This is a genomic window from Serratia sp. Je.1.23.a, assembly GCF_051129805.1.
Taxonomy (GTDB): domain Bacteria; phylum Pseudomonadota; class Gammaproteobacteria; order Enterobacterales; family Enterobacteriaceae; genus Serratia; species Serratia liquefaciens.
Window position 1 is genome coordinate 1,290,227 of record NZ_JBCPSR010000001.1, and the last position, 18,679, is coordinate 1,308,905.

At 56.2% G+C, this 18,679-nt stretch carries 18 protein-coding genes; 8 read left to right on the forward strand and 10 right to left on the reverse strand.

Translation table 11 applies throughout. From position 1 onward, the window contains the following. Nucleotides 1-331: 331 nt before the first annotated feature. Complete coding sequence (locus tag AAZT04_RS06240; protein WP_020826536.1) at nucleotides 332-724, forward strand: ASCH domain-containing protein; 393 nt, start codon at nucleotides 332-334, stop codon at nucleotides 722-724. A 1-nt stretch (nucleotide 725) separates the two neighbouring features. Beyond that, nucleotides 726-1,328 carry a hypothetical protein gene (locus AAZT04_RS06245; protein WP_256813789.1) on the forward strand — a complete coding sequence of 201 codons (603 nt, stop codon included), beginning with the start codon at nucleotides 726-728 and terminating at the stop codon, nucleotides 1,326-1,328. A 54-nt stretch (nucleotides 1,329-1,382) separates the two neighbouring features. Here AAZT04_RS06245 and AAZT04_RS06250 read toward each other — a convergent pair whose 3' ends face one another. The 3 genes from AAZT04_RS06250 to AAZT04_RS06260 form a co-directional block, all read right to left on the reverse strand. After that, a complete protein-coding gene (locus tag AAZT04_RS06250; protein ID WP_020826538.1) occupies nucleotides 1,383-1,622 on the reverse strand; it encodes a YebV family protein in 240 nt (79 codons plus the stop codon). 136 nt (nucleotides 1,623-1,758) lie between these two features. After that, on the reverse strand, nucleotides 1,759-2,691 hold the full coding sequence (locus tag AAZT04_RS06255; RefSeq protein WP_020826539.1) for a Csu type fimbrial protein: 933 nt from the start codon (nucleotides 2,689-2,691) through the stop codon (nucleotides 1,759-1,761). Nucleotides 2,692-2,709: 18 nt separating this feature from the next. Further along, complete coding sequence (locus AAZT04_RS06260; RefSeq protein ID WP_434679313.1) at nucleotides 2,710-5,055, reverse strand: fimbria/pilus outer membrane usher protein; 2,346 nt, start codon at nucleotides 5,053-5,055, stop codon at nucleotides 2,710-2,712. Here AAZT04_RS06260 and AAZT04_RS06265 point away from each other — a divergent pair. Beyond that, entirely contained in the window at nucleotides 5,054-5,221 is a 168-nt protein-coding gene (locus AAZT04_RS06265; RefSeq protein WP_020826541.1) for a hypothetical protein, read from the forward strand. The genes AAZT04_RS06260 and AAZT04_RS06265 overlap by 2 nt on opposite strands. On the opposite strand, the gene AAZT04_RS06270 is transcribed toward AAZT04_RS06265, so the two are convergent. From AAZT04_RS06270 to yebS, 7 genes are all read right to left on the reverse strand, one after another. Further along, entirely contained in the window at nucleotides 5,207-5,971 is a 765-nt protein-coding gene (locus tag AAZT04_RS06270; protein ID WP_020826542.1) for a fimbrial biogenesis chaperone, read from the reverse strand. The two genes, AAZT04_RS06265 and AAZT04_RS06270, sit on opposite strands and share 15 nt — an antisense overlap. A gap of 22 nt (nucleotides 5,972-5,993) precedes the next feature. Then, on the reverse strand, nucleotides 5,994-6,542 hold the full coding sequence (locus AAZT04_RS06275; protein ID WP_020826543.1) for a Csu type fimbrial protein: 549 nt from the start codon (nucleotides 6,540-6,542) through the stop codon (nucleotides 5,994-5,996). Nucleotides 6,543-6,547: 5 nt separating this feature from the next. After that, nucleotides 6,548-7,051 carry a Csu type fimbrial protein gene (locus tag AAZT04_RS06280; protein WP_434679316.1) on the reverse strand — a complete coding sequence of 168 codons (504 nt, stop codon included), beginning with the start codon at nucleotides 7,049-7,051 and terminating at the stop codon, nucleotides 6,548-6,550. A gap of 2 nt (nucleotides 7,052-7,053) precedes the next feature. Then, nucleotides 7,054-7,593, reverse strand: coding sequence for a Csu type fimbrial protein (locus AAZT04_RS06285; RefSeq protein ID WP_020826545.1), 540 nt, complete (start codon nucleotides 7,591-7,593; stop codon nucleotides 7,054-7,056). A gap of 279 nt (nucleotides 7,594-7,872) precedes the next feature. Beyond that, the gene (gene rsmF / locus AAZT04_RS06290; RefSeq protein ID WP_434679319.1) at nucleotides 7,873-9,309 is read right to left on the reverse strand and encodes a 16S rRNA (cytosine(1407)-C(5))-methyltransferase RsmF; all 1,437 of its coding nucleotides are present in this window, start codon (nucleotides 9,307-9,309) and stop codon (nucleotides 7,873-7,875) included. A 103-nt stretch (nucleotides 9,310-9,412) separates the two neighbouring features. Continuing rightward, a complete protein-coding gene (locus AAZT04_RS06295; RefSeq protein ID WP_020826547.1) occupies nucleotides 9,413-12,043 on the reverse strand; it encodes a PqiB family protein in 2,631 nt (876 codons plus the stop codon). Continuing rightward, complete coding sequence (yebS, locus tag AAZT04_RS06300) at nucleotides 12,012-13,259, reverse strand: membrane integrity lipid transport subunit YebS (RefSeq protein WP_048762701.1); 1,248 nt, start codon at nucleotides 13,257-13,259, stop codon at nucleotides 12,012-12,014. Before yebS ends, AAZT04_RS06295 begins: the two co-directional genes overlap by 32 nt. A 244-nt stretch (nucleotides 13,260-13,503) precedes the next feature. Between yebS and AAZT04_RS06305 the strand changes: the two genes are divergently transcribed. The 5 genes from AAZT04_RS06305 (at nucleotide 13,504) to htpX (ending at nucleotide 18,632) form a co-directional block, all read left to right on the forward strand. After that, nucleotides 13,504-14,001: a GAF domain-containing protein gene (locus AAZT04_RS06305; protein ID WP_046373769.1), complete on the forward strand. Its 498-nt coding sequence runs from the start codon at nucleotides 13,504-13,506 to the stop codon at nucleotides 13,999-14,001. A 95-nt stretch (nucleotides 14,002-14,096) separates the two neighbouring features. After that, nucleotides 14,097-14,807 carry an RNA chaperone ProQ gene (gene proQ / locus AAZT04_RS06310; protein ID WP_020826550.1) on the forward strand — a complete coding sequence of 237 codons (711 nt, stop codon included), beginning with the start codon at nucleotides 14,097-14,099 and terminating at the stop codon, nucleotides 14,805-14,807. A gap of 19 nt (nucleotides 14,808-14,826) precedes the next feature. Beyond that, nucleotides 14,827-16,863, forward strand: coding sequence for a carboxy terminal-processing peptidase (prc, locus tag AAZT04_RS06315; protein WP_020826551.1), 2,037 nt, complete (start codon nucleotides 14,827-14,829; stop codon nucleotides 16,861-16,863). A gap of 99 nt (nucleotides 16,864-16,962) precedes the next feature. After that, nucleotides 16,963-17,346, forward strand: coding sequence for a DUF4260 domain-containing protein (locus AAZT04_RS06320; RefSeq protein ID WP_116690653.1), 384 nt, complete (start codon nucleotides 16,963-16,965; stop codon nucleotides 17,344-17,346). 407 nt (nucleotides 17,347-17,753) lie between these two features. Next, the gene (htpX, locus tag AAZT04_RS06325; RefSeq protein WP_020826553.1) at nucleotides 17,754-18,632 is read left to right on the forward strand and encodes a protease HtpX; all 879 of its coding nucleotides are present in this window, start codon (nucleotides 17,754-17,756) and stop codon (nucleotides 18,630-18,632) included. The last annotated feature ends 47 nt before the right edge of the window (nucleotides 18,633-18,679 follow it).

Genomic DNA, 18,679 nt, shown 5'->3' on the forward strand with positions numbered 1-18,679 from the left:
CAATGTGACCTCCTGTTTTAGTGATCAGCTGAAATACCAGCCGCCGATAGCAAAGATTACAATCATCACCACCGCCAGAACTTTTAACAGGTCGCTGAAGGTGTCATCGGGGTCTTTGTCGTCATTCTTCATTTTACCGCCTGGCCGTTAGCCATTGAGTGAATTGCGTTCACAGTATGCCTGTTGTCCCGGCATAGGCACAGGGGTTTACCGCAAACAGCCGTTAAAAGAGCCCAATAAGGCGGCTACGGGCTGAATTCGGCAGTGCAGGCAGCGCCGGATACGTTGTACTATTCTGTCTGCACAATGATTTATTTAAAAAGGTATGGCAATGGCGAGCGAAATTCCGAAGAAATATGAAAACACCGAGCGTTGGGCGTTCGGCAAGACCGAGCAGCAGGCCGACGACGTGGCTAAGCTGATCCTGGACGGCACCAAGACGGCAACCTGCTCCAATCTGGACGGCGAAGGCATCCCGCTGGCTGGTGATGTATTTGTGGTGGTGGATGGTAAAGGTCAGCCGGTTTGCGCGGTGGAACTGACGTCGGTAGAGATGAAAACCTACGATCAGGTTGATGAGGCCCATGCTTTTGCCGAAGGGGAAGGTGACCGTTCGCTGGCCTATTGGCGTAAAGAGCTGCAGAGCTTCTTTGAAGAATATGAGCTGTTCTCACCGGACATGACGCTGGTGCTGATGAATTTCAAAGTCACAGAGACTTTCTGATTTGACGTCCCCCGTTCCTTACGTCTGCCAATGGGCGACGCCTGAGCTGGCGGCCGACCTGATTGCCGGGCGCGTGACGCTGGCGGATGACGCCAACTGGGCGCTCAGCGGCGCGCACGACCGGGCTGAATATATCGAATGGGCGAATCACGTTTGCGGTATGGCCTGCCTGAAAATGGTGTTGAGCCACCGCGATGGCGATGCACCGCCGCTGTTGGAGCTGGCGCGCCGCAGTTTGCCCTATGGGGCTTACGTGCGTGAGGGGGATCGCATCAAGGGGCTGATTTATGCGCCCTTTGTCGACTTTGTGCGTGAGCAGTTCGCCCTGGAGGCGGAGGTTCAGGTGGGTATTGAGGCGCAAGCGCTGCCACAGCTGTTGGCGCAGCGACGCTATTTTATGGCCTCGGTGCACCCTGGCATCCGCTGGCCCGAGCAGACACCGCCACAGCGGGGCGGACATCTGGTGTTGATTACCGCCGCTGAGGCACAGAGCGTGACATTCCACAATCCGTCTGGCGATCGGCCGCAATCGCGCAAACAGGTCACTTTACCGTTGGGCAGCTTTGCCCGCTTTTTCGCCGGGCGCGGTATCGCAATAGCATAAAAAAACGCGCGTTGTTCCCAGCGAAACAGCGCGCGTTCTTAGATATTCCATCATTCAATCCAACCGCATTACCCAGGCATCGGTCTGGCGATCGTAATGCTGCTTATACAGCAGCGATTGCTTGCCATCGAGTATTGCCGGGATGCTGGTGTGCTCATCCCAACCGTCTAACTGCATGCACAAATCGGGATCCGACTTGCAAGGGATCGCCAGTGTACTGACCTGCTCGGCCGAGGAGGACAAATGTGCGTCATCAACCTCGAAACTGCCTATTTTCACCACGGTTTTGCCCATTGGAACTCCTTGCTTGCTGTGCTGGTATGAGGTGTGACCAGTTGAGTCATCTTAATCAGCATAGCTAAATGAGCAAAAAATGCCACATAAAAAATACAAACTGGCAACATGAGCATTCAGCGGCTAGCGCAGGGGCTTAATACTCCACGACAAAACTCAGGTTGTCCTGGTAGGTGCCCACCGGCACTTCGGTTTGCGCCTGGTTGATTTGCGCCAGGTAGGGAATGCTTTGCGCCAGCCCTGTGCCAGAGCCTGCTTGCTTGTTAGCGCTGTTCCACACCGTGGTGGTGTTGGGCAGGTAAATTTGATACTGCAGATAGTTGCTGGTGCCACTTTTCATTCGCCGCCATCCGGTGACGGGGTTATTACCATCGGTAAAGTAGGTATTGTACCCCTCGGTTTTAGTGCAGGTGAGGGTGATGCTTTGGTTCACCGGATTAAACTGACCGACCAATGCCATGCTGCCGAAATTGACGTTTTGCGCGGTACCCAGCAAACAATCTTTAGTGATCGTCAGGCTGATGTTAACGGTGCTGGGCTTATTGGTGCCGTCCCACCAGATGCAAAGCCCAATCAGACCCAGGCCGCAGATATGGTAATTCCACACCAGGTTGACGGTATCGGTATAGGTACCTGCGCGCACGTTAGCCCCGGCGGTAGTTTTGATATACAGCGGGAAATTGACGTTGGGCGAGATCAGGATCAGCGTTAACAGGTTCAATGAACTGTAATCAATGGTTTGTCCGACGCTGTAGGGATATTGGTAATTCGCATCGGGGTAAATCAAATAAGGAATCTGATCGCCGGAACCGTCGGTATTAGCCAGCGCCATATTGTGGGTGGTCGAGTTGATTTTAACCGTCACGGTGTTTTGCGTCAGCAGCGACAGGCCAAGGCCGCTGCAGTTGAGCCCGGCGGTACCTTGAGCGCTGAGCGAACCGTTGTAGACGGCAAAAGAGCTGCTGCCGGGCAGCGTCACGGCACCGTTGGTGGTGGTACAGTCGGCGAGCGCCTGGCGGGCTGTGAGCAAGAGCAGCGCCAGCAATAACGCCTTGGTTCCACGGATCATATTTGTCTCCATAATGAGTTACTGGCACACGATCGGCCCGATACTTTGGATACCCTGGGTTTTGGTCAGGTTGAATTGCGCCTGGCAAGGGGCACTGCCGTCTGCCGGGATAACGCTCAGCCGGTTTTGCAATTGCACCGGATCCACATAGACCATGCCATCCCAACCGACGTAGCTTTGCTGTTTGCTGCCGATAACGGCCACTTCACTGCCATTAGCCAGTGGTTTGCCCTGGGCGTCGACCAGTTTGACGTCGGCGGCGGAAATGTGCTGGATGGGAAAATCGACCAGAAAACCGCTGTGATCGCGGATTGCCACGGTTTTCTCTACGGTGGGAACCGCCACGTCTGCAGGCAGGTTGAGCGGATCGATTTGGAATTTGGCGTGGTAGTAGGAAGTGACGGTTGGCACCAGCAAATAGCCTTTGGCGTTGGTCACCCCGATTAACTGATTTTCATAGCGGACCGGGATGTCCGGGTAGCCCTCGGTAGAGATCAGGGCGAAGGCGTCATTGATGGTGTTAGTGGCATACAGGTCGCCTTTCATCGCCACCAGCGAGCCGCTCACTTCGCCCCAGCGGGTATAATCATTGCTGTTGCCGTACATCCCGCCGCGGGCTTCGAGCAGGCGGGTACGCCAGGTGATATCGGCCTGGCTATAGCTGTCGCTGCTCTGTCCGTCCGCATAGGCCAGGTTCCAGCCCAAACCACCGTCGGTCGGCGCGGCACGGCTGTAGCTGACGCGTTGGTTCCAGCGATTGTTGTTGTCACGAGAGGCGCTGACGCTGGCGGTACCCCAACTGTCGAAGGGAATGGACAGTTGCAGTTGGGCGCTGTAGCCGCTGCTGCCGATTTCACGGTTCACTGACGCATACAGACTGGTATTGCGCCACAGCGAGATGCTGTAGGAAAAGTTGACCAGACGAGTGCGTTGGCCAATGGCGTCACGGACGTCGAAATAGCCGGCGCCAATGCTACCGAATCGGTTCAGACCGATACTGCCGGTCAGTTGATCGGTACGACGGCTCAGACGATAGTCACTTTTATACACCGAAATATCACCGAAGCCGGCACTGCGCAGGATGCGCTGAGCATTCAGACTGTAATAGAGGTTGCTGTAGGTATAGCCGATGCTGCTTTGATCGCCATGATTGGAGCTGTATTGATAGACCGGCTGCGGATCGGGCTGCGGGATAGGTTGACCGGTCAGGGGATCGTAGTAGTTGGGTTGTTGCGAAGGTTGATAATCGTTAAAGGCATTATCGCTGGCCTGGCTGTAGCTGTACGAGGCATTGAAAACGCCCCATTGACCAAGGCGAATATTCGCACCTGCGCCACCCACCGCCAATTCCGCTGCGCCTTCGGCGCGGCCTTCCAGAGTCAACCAGTCAGTGACGCCGTAACGTCCACTGCCGCTGGTCACCCACTGGCCATAATCGGCAGAGCTCATGCCATAATTGCGTCGCAGGGCACCGGCGGACAGGCTGAAATCGCTCATGCCGGTCTGCAACAGGTTACTGGCGACATAAAACGGCACCACGGTACTGACTTGTCGGCCCAGTGCATCGGTGGTGACCACGGTGGCTTGGCCCGCGCCGTTAATGTAGGGCACGGTATCCAGGGTGAAAGGACCGGGGTTAACGCTGGTGCTGCTGTTTTTATAGCTGTTGATATACAGATCGACGCTGCTGGGCAGTGCCGCCTGGCCCGAGAACTGCGGTAGCGGATAGGTGATCAGGTCTGGCCGGGAAGCAAAATTACGCGCCAGCTGGACGCCGCCGATACGCACCGAACTGCTCCAGGTCAGGGCGCCGGTGGTGAGATCGCCGGCGGTATAGCTAAGCAGGCGGTCATCATCATTGTAGCGCCACTGACTATCGTAGCGGATATAACGGTTGTCCTGCTCACTGTTGGCGGAGGTGTTAAAGCTGCCGCGGAAAATACCGGTGTTCGACACCACGCCAAAGCCATCGAACAGCCGTTGTTCTGTCCAGGCAGAAAGAGAGCCCGGCTGGCCGTTGGCGCTGCTTTGGCTGGCGTACAAATCGTAATTGAACAGCAGGCCGAGGCTGCTCTGCGCCGGCAGGCGATCCAGTGGGTTCTGAGCGTTGAATTTTTGATTGGGTAGCCAGTCGTTGGGGACGTTGATCATCAACTGTTGGGTTTCACCGCTGTAGGTGACGTCCACTTTCTCTAATTGGTCGACGGCGATTTCTTTCGCCTGTTTATCCGCTACCGGCAGGCCTGCGTCGAGCAACTGCTGCGGTGTGAGGTAATAGTGGCCGCCGCGATAGATCACTGGCACCACTTTCCCGGTCTGACGACCATTGACCACCGGCTCCAGATACAGGGTGGTATCCGGCATGCTGATGGCGCTGGGCGGCGGCGGCAAATCGTCGGCGCAAGCGTACGGTAGCCACGGCGTGGCCACTGCGCACAGTACGGCGAATGCTAACGGCTTCAGCCCGAACCCGTTACGCCTGGGGGACGGTATCCTGGTTAACGGCACATCAAGCTCAATAAGCGGTTAAGGTTATCGGCTGTTTGTTATCGTTGACCGTGGCTTGCAACTGACCGCTGCTGAAACTGCCCGATGCCGGCAGGGCAAAGCGCATCTGCGAGCCGGGCAACACATACCCCATCAGACCGGCATTAAGCGTTTTTCCCTGCATCGTCACTTTGGAGATACGCGCATGTACGATGCCCTGGTTGCGCACCTCCAGCCAACGTTGGCTACTCTGTTGCAACAGACGGTAGCTGAGCTGCGGCTGGTTGGCGGTGGCGTAATCGCGCGGTTTTTCTGAGTCTTGCTTGGTCCAGACCCCTTTACCGCTGACAAACAACGGGACTGAATAGCGCATCTGAAATTTCAGCCCCATCTGCGCCCCTTCTGGCGCGGATTGACTGCCTGAATCTTTTACCGGGACTTCATCAATCAGAATACGGTAGGCGCGCTCCTGCCCGGCGGGCGGCGGGGTTTGTTTAACCAGCCGGATCAGTTGGCGTTTTCCTGGTGCAATTGAGGCAACCGGCGGGCTGGCGATGACTTCGCTTTGGTTGCTGTAGTCGTCTTTGCCGGCGGTCTGTTTCCAGCCGAGCACCCGCACTTGCATATAGACCGGCTTGCTGTCCCGATTTTCCAACCATAGCGCCGTCGCGGGTTGTTGATCTTCAATCACTGGATCGATGGGCCAAATCAGGATTGACGCGGCGGCCAGAGCCTGTTGTTGGCCGACAATCAGCAGCGCTGCCGTCAGTGGCAGTCGGAAGGGTATGCGCATGGCTAAATCCTTATTCAAAATACTAATAAGTGACCGTCAGTAAGACCGTATCGCTGTATGTGCCACTGGTGGGCAGGGTACTGGTCGAGAACAAACGGGCATAAACTTTTATTTCCTGGGTGCTACCGGTCGCGGCGACGACCTCTGTGGTGCCGCCGTTACTGCCATCGCCCCAAATGGTGGAATAATTACTGTCCTGGTAAAGCTGATAAATCAGGGTCTCGGGGGTCAGGGTATTTTTCAATTTGCGTCCGGCGGAGATAGAACCGGTGACATTGTTGCCGATGCCAAGCGCCAGCGTGACGCTCAGACCTGGGTTGCAGCGAAACAGCACGGAACCGGCCCCCGAACTGGAAACTATGCTGATATTGCTGGCTAACGAGGAGATCTGTCCAAAGTTGAGGTTGCCGAAGGTGGTGACATCGCTGCTGCCGCTGCCCAAAATACAGCCTTTCACTACCGTCGCGTTGACGGTAAGCGCCTGGGTTTTTTGCTGATCGTTGACCCCCGTGTCGCCCAGTACCGGCGGCGTTATCATCCAGAGCAGTAAACCACCGCTTAAAATACGCATTACCCTTACCAATTGATGGTGACCTGCACGGTGTCGGTGTAGTTGCCGATCGGAGGAGTGGATTGCACCGGGATCATGCCATACACCGGTAACCAGTTATCCTGACCGTTGGCGGTTTGCGATACTCCGGTCAAATTATCCCAAATGGTGCTGTGGGCGCTGGTGGTATACAGGTTGTAGTTCACCTGTTGGCCAGCGGTACTTTTCAGGTAACGGGCCGCGGTGTTACCGCTTTGCCCGCCGCCCAGCAGGACGTTGTAACTGGTGCCGTTGTTGCATTTGACACGAATGGCGCCCGCGTTTTGTTGCCCGGCAATACTGACGTTGGTAGTGAGGAAATAGACCGTACCAAAGTCCAGCGAACCAAAGCTGACATTGCCGCCCGAGTTGCTGCCTGCTTCACAGGCGTTCAACAAGGTGGCACTGACGCCGATGGTGGCGGTTTTGCTATCCGCGTTCACCGCCAGGCTCAGCGTCAGCAACCCAAAAACAAAAAGGGCTTGCCGCACTGTTACCAGGTTACCGTCATCGTCACGGTATCGTTGTAGGTATCAGGATCTGGCGTAGTGGCCGCCGCCGGGACACGGCCATAGACAATTAATGGAACCGCTGCGCCGGTACCGGTGCCGGTCAGGGCATTGGCGCCGCTAGACCAGGCGGTAGCGCGGGCCGAATCCTGATAGAGGTTGTATTTGATCAACGCGCCCGCCGTACTGGCCATTTGGCGTTGGTTACCGGCACCCACGTGCAGACCGTTATTCAACGCCACGGTATAGGCGGTGCCTGTGGTACAGGTCAGCGACAGGGTACCTGCACCGCCGGAACCGGTTGCGCTGGCGTCAATAATGTTGGACAGGGAAGAGTAAGTCCCGAAGCTAATGGCGCCAAAGTCGTTGGCGCTACCCGCGCTGTTTCCACCGCCGACTACGCAACCCGCGCCGATGGTTAAGGTTACGCCCAGGTTGCCCTGAATAGTGCCTGCTGCGTTAGCTGCGCCGTTTGCGCACAGCAGGGTGGCTACCGAGGTCAATGCCATCAGAGTTTTTTTCATATTAGTTTCCTTGCTGTGTAAGGGAGAACCCCACAAAAGCGCCGCCCGGAACCGGGTTAAACGCATTAATTTATTTACAGTTTAATTAATAGAATAAGAATGCTGAATTGTCTTGGTCAGGAGCCAAAAATTATCTTTATTTTTGAAAGGTGTCGGTATATTTGGCAAGTCGGGAGGATAATGCCGAAAAGGGTAAATGATTAGAATAATAATATTCCCCTATCGGAATATTATTAGCGCCATTAACTGGCCGGCATTTCCCGGCCAGTTTCAGCGCATCTACTGATGAAAATCCAACGCGCCGTCGCGAACCAGTTCGCGGGGCAGATTATTTTTTATCCGGCTGCCGATGCGTTTGGCGATCCCCAGTGGCTGTTGCTGATAGGTCACAATACATTCATCGGTCAGCGGCGGTGAGTCCGGGTATAGGTCGCGGCCGTGATACCACTCCTGCGCCAGTGTGGCATCCAGCTCAAAGCGCTGCTTACCGTCAGCCGCCACCAGCGCGATCACCGCTTCGTGCTGCCAGCGATAGCCCTTGGTGAAGCGTTCGGCCAGTTTCAGCCCAATGCGGGAAAAACGTACTTTGTTGACGAACGTTTCTAGCTCGGCGGGGAACAGCCAAATCTCTTTATCGCGCGCCCACAGGCGGCTGGTTTCATCCCAGACCAACCCGGAAGCAGCGGCGGCCTGGGCGATTTCAGCAGAGTCCTTAGCGGAAAGCGGCGCGAACGGGAATTTGCCCAGCTTATAGCTTGGTTTCGCCAACGCGGGCACGGAGTGATTTTTGCGCAGGCGGGCCACGAAAAAGCCTTCGCTGTCGTAGATCTGTGGGAACACGTGCAGGAAGCCTTCGGCGGTCAGGGCCTGTTTGGCGCCTGGGAACAGTTCGCCCAATGGCTCGACGCTGACCGCGTCGCCATAGGTCGCCAGCAACCCGTTGACGATCTGCTGGTTTTCCTGCGCGTTGAGCGTGCAGGTGGAGTAGACCATGACGCCACCCGGTGCCAGGGCATGGAAGGCGCTGTCGATCAGCTCGCGCTGAGTCTCGGCGATGGAGGCAACGCTCTCCGGCGACCAGTTGCTCATGGCGTCCGGATCTTTGCGTACTACGCCTTCACCGGAGCAGGGTGCATCCAGCAGAATGGCGTCGAAGCTTTCCGGTAGTGCGGCGCCGAATACCCGCCCGTCAAAGTGGGTGAGCGCCGTGTTTTTAACCCCGCAGCGGCTGATGTTGGCATGCAGCACCTTGACCCGGCTGGCGGAATATTCGTTCGCCACAATGCCACCCTGGTTGTTCATCAAGGCCGCAATCTGAGTGGTTTTGGAACCCGGCGCGGCGGCGACGTCCAGCACCCGACGTGGCGTTTCCCCTGCGGCGAACAGTGCGCTGACCGGCAGCATCGAGCTGGCTTCCTGAATGTAAAACAGGCCGCTCAAGTGTTCCGCCGCGCTACCCAGCCGCAGTTCCTCGTCTTTGCGTTCGATCCAAAAGCCTTCCGTACACCAGGGGATTGGCTCCAACTGCCAGTCGTAATCCTGCACCAGCGTCAAAAAGTCGGCAACGCTGATTTTCAGCGTATTCACTCGCAGGCTGCGGCGCAGCGGGCGTTGGCAGGCGGCAATAAAATCGTCCATCGACAGGTCGGCGGGCATGATGGCACGCGTCGCGTCGAGAAAGGCGGGCGGCAAATAAACGGAGGCAGGTTTGGCCACGGGGTGAGCTCTCTGGCAGCTGTCAAAATAAGGGCGGAAGTTTACCACAAAGCTGGAAACAGTAGGGGCCCAGCATTGCTGAGCCCCTGAGAAGGTGACTTATTTACTCTTTAGGGATGGCGGTGCCCCAGTCTCTCCAGTCCTTAGGTTCCTCCGCATTCAGCATAAAGTGCTTGTGCGGCGTGGCCTTAGGCGCCAGCGGAATACTCGGCGGGGTGGCGAAAGCAATGCCGCCGCGAATGAACTGCTGGAAGGTGCCGCTCTTGATCACGCCGCCGGTCAGGCCAAACTGCAGGTTATAGCCGGAGGCTTGCCAGAACACGCTGTTGTTGCGAACCAGATATTGGTATTTCTTGCTGATGCGCAGCGCCACGTGGATGCGATCGGACATGGCCCCCAGATAGAAACCGGTGACGGTGCCCACTTCCACGCCGCGGAACAGCACCGGAGTACCAATCTGCAGCGAGCCGGTTTCGGCCGCGTCAAGGATCACGCTCAGACCGTCCAGATAGCGCGAGTCGGTGATGCTGGCTTCCTGCAGCTCAAAGCTGCGCAGCTCGCGCCCGCGACCCGGTTCCACGTTGATATAAGGTTGCAGCAGAGTATCGAGGTTGCTGACTCCGGCGGCGGAAATCTCCGGCGAGACAATCGAGAATCGGCTGCCCAGGCGCGCGAAGGTCTGGACGTATTCCGGATACAGCACCGCCTTGGCCAACACTTCATTTCGCTCTGGTGCCAGCTTCAACGAATCCACCTGGCCGATATCGATGCCGAGATAGCGCAGCGGCATACCCGGCGACAGTTTGCTGGCGTCGTAGGTTTTCAGGATGATCTGGCTACCCACCGCGCGGGCGGCGGTTTCCGTGGCGTACAGTACGCGTTTGGCGCCTTTGTCCAGCGTCACGCCCTGCAGGTTGTCGAAACTTATGGCGCCTTTCAACGCGCGGTTAAGCGGGGATGCCTGTACCGTCAGACCGTTGCCGTTCAACTGCACCTTGGCGCCACCTTCGGCCCAGAAGATGCTTTCACTGGTCAACAGCTTGCGGTATTCCGGGCTGATATAAACATCGACTTCAAACTCGTTGGCTTTGGGGCGCACGTTAACAATTTCGCCCACCTGGAATTTGCGGTACAGCACCACCGAACCGGCCTGAACGTCAGGCAGGCTCACGGCGTTCAGCGTCAGGGTCGGCGTTGGGCTGTTACCGACGATGCCGGCTTCGGCCTTTTCGCTGTTGCCGTACAGTGGATACTGGCCGACTGGATCGCCTTTGCTGCCGGGGATGATGCGCACGCCGCCGTCCAGCCATTCCTGCGCGCTGGCACCCAGCACTTCCATGCCATCGAGCCCCAGCTTGACGTCGACGCGGCTGTTGACCACGAACTTGCTGTCTTTATGCAGCAGGCGGCGATATTGGGCTTCCACGGCGGCGGTGAACACCACGCCGCTGTCGGTCAATGCGCGGCTCATTATCTGCCCGACCTTAACACCATGAACCACTAGCGGCTGGCCAACGTCGATGCCGTAACTTTGCGGCGCGTTGAGCGTTACGGTCAGCACGCCCGGCTGTTGCAGTAGGGTTTCGCTGCTGTCCAGCACGTTGAAGTGCTGCTGCGGCTCGCCTTCGCCCGGCACCAGCTCCAGCGTATTGCCGGTCAGCAGCTGGCTGAGTTTAGCGTCGTTAAGGCTCAAGCGCGGGCTGCGCATGACGATCCGCGTACCGCTGCGCATTAAATCCACCACCGACGGATCGATGGTCAGTTCGCCGGTGACCTTACTGTCTTGTTCCAGCGTCAGTTTGGTCAAAGTACCTACCTGCAGCCCCTGATAAATCAGCGGCGTGTGATTTTCACTCAGGCTGTTACCGCTGGGCAAATCAAGCGTAATGTTAACGCCACGCTGGCTGTGCGCCAGATCCGGATAGAGGGTGTAACTTTGATCGGCCTTGGCCTGTTGACCGTCGAGCGGTGAATCAAAAGCGATGGCGCCGTTAACCAGCGCGGCCAGGCTTTCCATCTGCACCGAGGCGCCCGACAGGCTGAAATCGCCCTTAAAGCCGGAAACGTTCCAAAAACGGCTGTTGCCCTTCACCAGATTGGCAAAGCGGCGATCGATCAGCACATCGATAGTGACGCCTTTATTCCCTTCGGAGATGGTGTAGTCATACACCTTGCCGACCGGAATTTTGCGGTAATAGACTAGCGAGCCGGTATTGAGCGACCCCAGATCGTCGGCATGCAGGTGAATCATCAGCTCGCCGGTGTTCAGCCGGTATTTGGGCTGAGTATCGAGGGCGGTGAAGTGGGTTTGCGGCTGCCCGCTGCCCGGCATCATGCCAATATAGTTGCCGCCGACCAGCGCATCCAGGCCTGACACGCCCGCCAATGAGGCTTTTGGCGTAACCAGCCAAAATTGGGTGCCGTCGCGCAATGAGTCTTCCAGATCGCTCTTGATGCTGGCTTCAACCACGATGCTGCGCAGATCCTTGCTTAGGCTGATGCTCTGCACGGTGCCGACTTCTACCCCTTGATAGCGCACCGGGGTGCGGCCAGCGACGATGCCTGCCGCAGACTGAAAATCAATGGTCACCGTGGTGCCGCGTTCCTGGAAATTGCTGTAGACCAGCCACCCCGCAATCAGCAGGGCAATAAACGGCAGTAACCAGAATGGCGAAATGCGGCGCTTGTTTTTGACCCGCGCTTCAGTCGGTGTATTCGGCGTTTCCTGTTGCATGTGCATCCCAAATCAATCGGCTATCCAGCCACTCTACGGCAAGAATAGTTAAAATAACCGCAGACCCAAAGTAAAAGGCTGCCGGTCCCATAGTAAAAGATAACAACTGGTCGCGGTTCACCAGCGACATCATCAGTGCAATAACGAATAAATCGAGCATTGACCAGCGGCCGATCCAGGTCACCAGCCGCAGCAAGCGAATGCGCGTTTTCAGGCTGTGCGAGGTTTTGAAATGGATACTGAACAATATCGTGATCAGCACAATGACCTTGGTAAAGGGCACCAGCACGCTGGCGATGAAGACGATGGCGGCGATCGGCACATTGCCGGAGCTTGCCAGTGACACCACCCCGGAGAATATAGTGTCTTCCATCCGGGCGCCATTGGCGTAAATGATCGATATCGGCAACAGGTTGGCCGGGATCAGTAAAATCATTGCCGCAATCAGCGCCGCCCAGGTTTTTTGCAGGCTGTAGGGCTGACGGTGACACATGGGCACATGGCAGCGCGGGCAGCGTCCGCGCTCATCGGGATAACCGGTGAAATGGCACGACAGACAAATATGCAGTGCCGTCGGCGGGCCCTCTGGTTGCTCTTGCGGGTAGTAGCGTTCCCACAGCTGTTCCAGATTGACGTGGATCAGCGTCAGAATACTGAGCAGGGTGAGTGACAGGTAGGCGATCAGGGCGCTGCCGGCCTGGATATCGGCATACTCTTTGACCTTGATGGTTGCCACGGCCATACCAATCAAATAAATATCGAGCATCACCCACTCTTTTAACCGTTCCAGCATCAGCAGCACCGGGCGCAGGTTCATGCCCAGCGCATGGCCGAAACGCAGGTACAGAAGTGACAGCGCCAACGTCAGTGGAGCACCTATGGTGCAGAACGCCACCATGCTGGCGGTGATAGGATCACCCTGGCGGCTCATCTGCCAGATGCCTTCCAGCAGGCTGGCGTCGATACGTACGCCCAGCAAGCGGATGCTGATCAGCGGTTCGCTGAAGGCGAAGGGCATCAGCAGCAACATGGTGACCGCCATGGCGGTCAGTCGAGTCATCGACCAGTCGCGTCCGCTGACCACCTTCGCATCACAACGCGGGCAGTAGGCTGCCTGTTTACCGCTCAGCGGCGGCAACACAAACAGCAGGTCGCATTCGCAACAGCGCTGGTGGCGTGCTTTGGAAAGTGGGCCGGTGATAGCGTGTATTTTCATCATGAGAAAAGCTGCCCTATAGCTCGCCGCAACAGTTAGCGTAGCTGAAAAATAAATCTGTCCGTGCTCATCGGTTCAAGCGCCGGGCGGCAAAACAGGGTTTCAGACCGGCAAACATACCTTGCCCGGTAGGGTTTTGTGAAGCAACAGATGATTAACCTTGTGGCTATAGGCATTTAATGCTTATTTTATAGGGCTTAAGACTTGGGCTTCTGGCCATCTTCACGGTATTAATGGTTAACACATGACAAAAGAACAATTCTACGCGGAATTAAAACGTGATTTGTGCGCGCTGCTTGACGGGGAAACCAACTTTATCGCCGCGTTGTCCAACGCCAGTGCGTTGATCAACGAGCGCCTTGATGACGTCAATTGGGCAGGTTTTTATCTGATGGACGGTGCGCAATTGGTGCTCGGTCCGTTCCAGGGGAAAATCGCCTGCGTACGTATTCCGGTAGGTAAGGGCGTGTGCGGGACTGCCGTGGCGGAAAACCGCGTGCAACGTGTTGGTGATGTCCATGCTTTCCCAGGCCATATCGCCTGTGACGCAGCCAGTAATGCAGAAATTGTGCTGCCGCTGAATGTTAGCGGTCAGATTATCGGCGTTCTTGATATCGACAGCACAGTTTATCAACGTTTCGACGAACAGGACGAAAGGGGCCTGGAAGCAGTGGTGGCGGGGCTTTGTGCGCAGCTGGAACAGTGTGATAGTGCGAAATATGTCACTGTGACAGCAAGTTGATCTACGGTTAACGTGGCATTTACCGATGGCGTCATTATAATGACGCCTGTTCATGCCTGCGCTGGTTGGCAAACCCGTTGTAATCAGGAAATTTCATGGAAAATCAACCTAAGTTGAACTCTAGTAAAGAAGTCATTGCTTTTCTTGCCGAGCGTTTTCCGCTCTGCTTTAGCGCCGAGGGCGAAGCTCGCCCGTTGAAAATCGGTATTTTTCAGGATCTGGTCGAGCGTGTTCAAGGGGAAGAGAACCTCAGCAAAACGCAATTGCGTTCTGCCCTGCGCCTGTACACCTCTAGCTGGCGTTACCTGTACGGCGTCAAAGTTGGCGCGCAGCGCGTCGATTTAGACGGCAACCCGTGCGGTGAACTCGAACAGCAGCATGTCGATCATGCCCGCCAACAGCTTGAAGAAGCGAAAGCGCGCGTTCAGGCACAGCGTGCCGAACAAAACGCCAAAAAACGTGAAGCTGCCGGCGAATCAGCCGATGCGCAACCGCGTCGTCCACGTCCAGCCGGTAAAAAACCTGCTGCACGTCGCGAAGGCGGAGCCGCACCGGAGAACCGCAAGCCACGCCCACAAACTCGCCCACAGCCCGCTCGTCAACCTCGTGAAGTCAAAGAGGAAAGCCAGCAGCGCCATGTGCCAGTCACGGATATCTCTAAACTGCAAATTGGCCAAGAAATCAAAGTCAGAGCAGGCAAGAGCGCGATGGATGCTACCGTACTCGAAATCGCTAAAGATGGCGTACGTGTGCAGCTCTCTTCCGGTCTGGCGATGATTGTGCGCGCAGAACACTTGCAGTTCTGATACGGAGGCCAACCAAGGCATGAACAAATTTGTCAGATTAACAGCAGTCGCGGGTCTGTTGTGGGCGGGCGTCAGTTACGGAGCGGACACAGCCAACATCCGCATCGATCAACTGCCCCAGCTTAAGCAGGAACCGCAACATGCAACGGTGAGTGAGCGCGTAACTTCGCGCTTCACTCGCTCTCATTACCGCCAGTTTGCCCTCGATGCGGACTTTTCAGGCAAGATCTTCGATCGTTACCTGAATATGCTGGACTACAACCATAACGTGTTGCTGGCCTCCGACGTGGCGCAATTCGCCGACAAGCGCAACCAGCTTGGCGAAGAGCTGAAAAGCGGTAAGCTGGATACGCCATACGCGCTGTACAATCTGGCCCAAAAACGCCGTTTTGAGCGTTACACCTATGCCTTGTCGCTGCTGGAAAAGCCAATGAGCTTCACCGGCAACGACACTATCGATCTCGACCGCAGCAAAGCGCCGTGGCCGAAAGACAAGGCCGAACTGGACAGCCTGTGGGATGCCAAAGTCAAATATGACGAGCTGAACCTCAAACTGACCGGCAAGACCGACAAGGAAATTCGCGAAACGCTGACCAAACGCTATCAGTTCGCTATTAAGCGCCTGACGCAAAGCAACAGCGAAGACGTATTCCAACTGGCGATGAATGCCTTCGCGCATGAAATCGACCCGCATACCAATTATCTGTCCCCGCGCAATACCGAACAGTTCAACACTGAGATGAGCCTGTCATTGGAAGGCATCGGTGCAGTGCTGCAGATGGATGACGACTACACCCTGATCAATTCTATGGTACCGGGTGGCCCGGCGGCGAAGAGCAAGGCGATCACCGTAGGTGACCGTATTGTCGGCGTTGGCCAGGCGGGTAAACCTATGGTTGATGTTATCGGCTGGCGTCTGGACGATGTGGTTTCGCTGATCAAAGGGCCGAAGGGCAGCAAAGTACGCCTGGATATCCTGCCTGCGGGCAAAGGTACCAAAACCCGCGTGGTCACACTGACCCGCGAGCGTATTCGTCTGGAAGATCGCGCGGTGAAGATGACCATCAAGACCGTCGGCAAAGAGAAAGTCGCGGTGATGGACATCCCAGGCTTCTACGTTGGCCTGACCGATGATGTGAAAGTTCAGTTGCAGAAGATGGCCAAGCAGAACGTCAAGAGCCTGATCATCGATCTGCGCACCAACGGCGGCGGCGCGCTGACCGAAGCGGTATCACTGTCCGGTCTGTTCATTCCGAGCGGTCCGGTGGTGCAGGTGCGTGACAACAACGGTAAGGTGCGTGAAGACGCGGACACCGACGGCGTGACCTACTACAAAGGGCCGCTGGTGGTGCTGGTTGACCGCTTCAGCGCCTCTGCTTCCGAGATCTTTGCTGCGGCGATGCAGGACTACGGCCGTGCGCTGATCGTCGGCGAACCGACCTTCGGTAAGGGCACCGTCCAGCAGTACCGTTCGCTGAACCGCATTTACGACCAGATGCTGCGTCCGGAATGGCCGGCGTTAGGCTCGGTGCAATACACCATTCAGAAGTTCTACCGCGTGAATGGCGGCAGTACCCAGCGTAAAGGCGTAACCCCGGATATCCTGATGCCGAGCGGCATTGATCCGGCGGAAACCGGTGAAGCCTTTGAAGACAATGCGATGCCGTGGGACAGTATTAATGCGGCGACCTACACCAAAACCGGCGATCTGAAGCCTTTCGATCCTGAATTGCTGAAAGATCACGAGCAGCGTATCGCCAAGGATCCTGAGTTCCAGTACATCGCGCAAGATATCGCCCATTACAAGGCACTGAAGGACAAGCGCAACATCGTTTCCCTCAATCTTGCCCAGCGTGAGAAAGAGAACCACGATGATGACGCTACCCGTTTGCAGCGCATTAATGACCGCCTGCAGCGCGCCGGTAAAAAGCCGTTGAAGAAACTGGAGGATCTGCCGAAGGATTACCAGGAGCCCGACCCATACCTGGATGAAACCGTGCATATCGCTCTGGATCTGGCGCACCTTGAACAGGCGCAGCCAGCGGCAGCGAAGTAACGCAGCCAAGCACCAAAAAGAAAAACGCACCTTCGGGTGCGTTTTTTAATGGGCGCACTCAGGGCCCCGACTCGAAATTAAACGTTTTGTGAGGTCACGATGAGCGACTTAAGCCCGCCAATGCGCGCTGTACTACGTTTTGAGGCCGTGCTGGTGTTGATACTGTCCGTGGTGATATACCACGGACAACACTACAGTTGGGGATTGTTTGCCGCCTGTTTCCTGATCCCCGACATCTCTTTTCTGGCCTATGTATTGGGTAAAAAAGCGGGGGCCATCGGCTATAACCTTGCCCACTCTTATATTGGACCCGCGTTGTGCGGCCTGGTATTTGCGGGAACCCAACAGCCACACTGGTTGATGGCGGCGTTGATTTGGGGCGCGCATATCGGTTTTGATCGAGCCTTGGGTTATGGGCTGAAATACGCTAGCGGCTTTGCAGATACCCATCTGGGCGGGCTGGGACGTAAACCACAGCGTTAAAATACCGCCCCCTCGGAGTGTGAGGCCGGTGTGCAGTCCGCTTTCTTGCGATTACGTAAGCCCAGTCGCCGCCGGCGAGGAAATAGATCAGGGAGCGACGGTAAGGGTAGCGCTTTGTGACGTAAATCTTACCGGCTGGGGCTGGCGGACACTTTGCTTCCTGTGCAGGGGACGGAATTTTGTTCGGTTGATCCGATTGGGTCGCAGATAAAATTCCCATAAAAACTCGCCGCTTTACGCAACAATCGTTTACAATTTGGGGAGTATTGCTGAAGCGCCGTTTTTGTAAAGTTTCGTATTTTTAGTAGGTTAATGGCGTGCAACTCTTGAAACTGTGATGAATGCCCATACGATCTAGGGTATCCAAGGCAGCGTTTTGTTAACATTTATGAGGAAGTAAACATTTTATGATGCGTATAGCTCTGTTCCTGCTCACCAACCTGGCGGTGATGTTGGTTTTCGGGCTGGTGCTCAGCCTGACAGGAATCCAATCCAGTAGCGTTCAGGGCCTGATGATCATGGCCGGTCTGTTCGGCTTCGGCGGTTCTTTTGTCTCACTGCTGATGTCCAAATGGATGGCGCTGCGCTCCGTTGGCGGGGAAGTGATTGAACAGCCGCGTAACGAAACCGAAAACTGGCTGCTGGAAACGGTACGTCGTCAGTCGCAGCAGGCGGGCATTGCCATGCCGCAGGTCGCTATTTATCACGCACCGGACATTAACGCCTTCGCCACCGGCGCGCGTCGCAACGCTTCGTTGGTCGCCGTCAGTACCGGTCTGCTGCAAAGCATGAGCCGTGACGAAGCGGAGGCGGTTATCGCCCATGAAATCAGTCACGTCGCTAACGGTGACATGGTCACCATGACGCTGATTCAGGGTATCGTGAACACCTTCGTGATCTTTATCTCGCGCCTGATTGCGCAGGTGGCCGCCGGCTTCCTGGGTAACCGTGACGGTGAAGGGGAAGGTAACGGCAATCCGATGATCTATTTTGCCGTGTCGATGGTGTTGGAACTGGTGTTCGGTATCCTGGCCAGCATCATCACCATGTGGTTCTCGCGTCACCGTGAGTTCTACGCCGACGCAGGCTCAGCCAAACTGGTGGGCCGCGAGAAGATGATCGCGGCGCTGCAACGGCTGAAAACCAGCTATGAACCGCAGGAAGCAGGCAGCATGATGGCGTTTTGCATTAACGGCAAATCCAAGTCGTTCAGCGAACTCTTCATGTCTCACCCGCCGCTCGATAAACGTATCGAAGCGCTGCGTTCAGGCCAGTACCTGAAGTAACCCAAAGAACGTAAAAAACCCCGGCTTGCCGGGGTTTTTTTATGCCT

What these genes read in the sequence shown, in the direction of transcription:
- AAZT04_RS06240 (WP_020826536.1), top strand. Translation starts at nt 332, where the DNA reads ATGGCGAGCGAAATTCCGAAGAAATATGAAAACACCGAGCGTTGGGCG.
- AAZT04_RS06250 (WP_020826538.1), bottom strand. Translation starts at nt 1,622, where the DNA reads ATGGGCAAAACCGTGGTGAAAATAGGCAGTTTCGAGGTTGATGACGCA.
- AAZT04_RS06255 (WP_020826539.1), bottom strand. Translation starts at nt 2,691, where the DNA reads ATGATCCGTGGAACCAAGGCGTTATTGCTGGCGCTGCTCTTGCTCACA.
- AAZT04_RS06265 (WP_020826541.1), top strand. Translation starts at nt 5,054, where the DNA reads ATGCTGATGGCGCTGGGCGGCGGCGGCAAATCGTCGGCGCAAGCGTAC.
- AAZT04_RS06260 (WP_434679313.1), bottom strand. Translation starts at nt 5,055, where the DNA reads ATGCCGGATACCACCCTGTATCTGGAGCCGGTGGTCAATGGTCGTCAG.
- AAZT04_RS06270 (WP_020826542.1), bottom strand. Translation starts at nt 5,971, where the DNA reads ATGCGCATACCCTTCCGACTGCCACTGACGGCAGCGCTGCTGATTGTC.
- AAZT04_RS06275 (WP_020826543.1), bottom strand. Translation starts at nt 6,542, where the DNA reads ATGCGTATTTTAAGCGGTGGTTTACTGCTCTGGATGATAACGCCGCCG.
- AAZT04_RS06285 (WP_020826545.1), bottom strand. Translation starts at nt 7,593, where the DNA reads ATGAAAAAAACTCTGATGGCATTGACCTCGGTAGCCACCCTGCTGTGC.
- AAZT04_RS06295 (WP_020826547.1), bottom strand. Translation starts at nt 12,043, where the DNA reads ATGCAACAGGAAACGCCGAATACACCGACTGAAGCGCGGGTCAAAAAC.
- yebS (WP_048762701.1), bottom strand. Translation starts at nt 13,259, where the DNA reads ATGAAAATACACGCTATCACCGGCCCACTTTCCAAAGCACGCCACCAG.
- AAZT04_RS06305 (WP_046373769.1), top strand. Translation starts at nt 13,504, where the DNA reads ATGACAAAAGAACAATTCTACGCGGAATTAAAACGTGATTTGTGCGCG.
- proQ (WP_020826550.1), top strand. Translation starts at nt 14,097, where the DNA reads ATGGAAAATCAACCTAAGTTGAACTCTAGTAAAGAAGTCATTGCTTTT.
- prc (WP_020826551.1), top strand. Translation starts at nt 14,827, where the DNA reads ATGAACAAATTTGTCAGATTAACAGCAGTCGCGGGTCTGTTGTGGGCG.
- AAZT04_RS06320 (WP_116690653.1), top strand. Translation starts at nt 16,963, where the DNA reads ATGAGCGACTTAAGCCCGCCAATGCGCGCTGTACTACGTTTTGAGGCC.
- htpX (WP_020826553.1), top strand. Translation starts at nt 17,754, where the DNA reads ATGATGCGTATAGCTCTGTTCCTGCTCACCAACCTGGCGGTGATGTTG.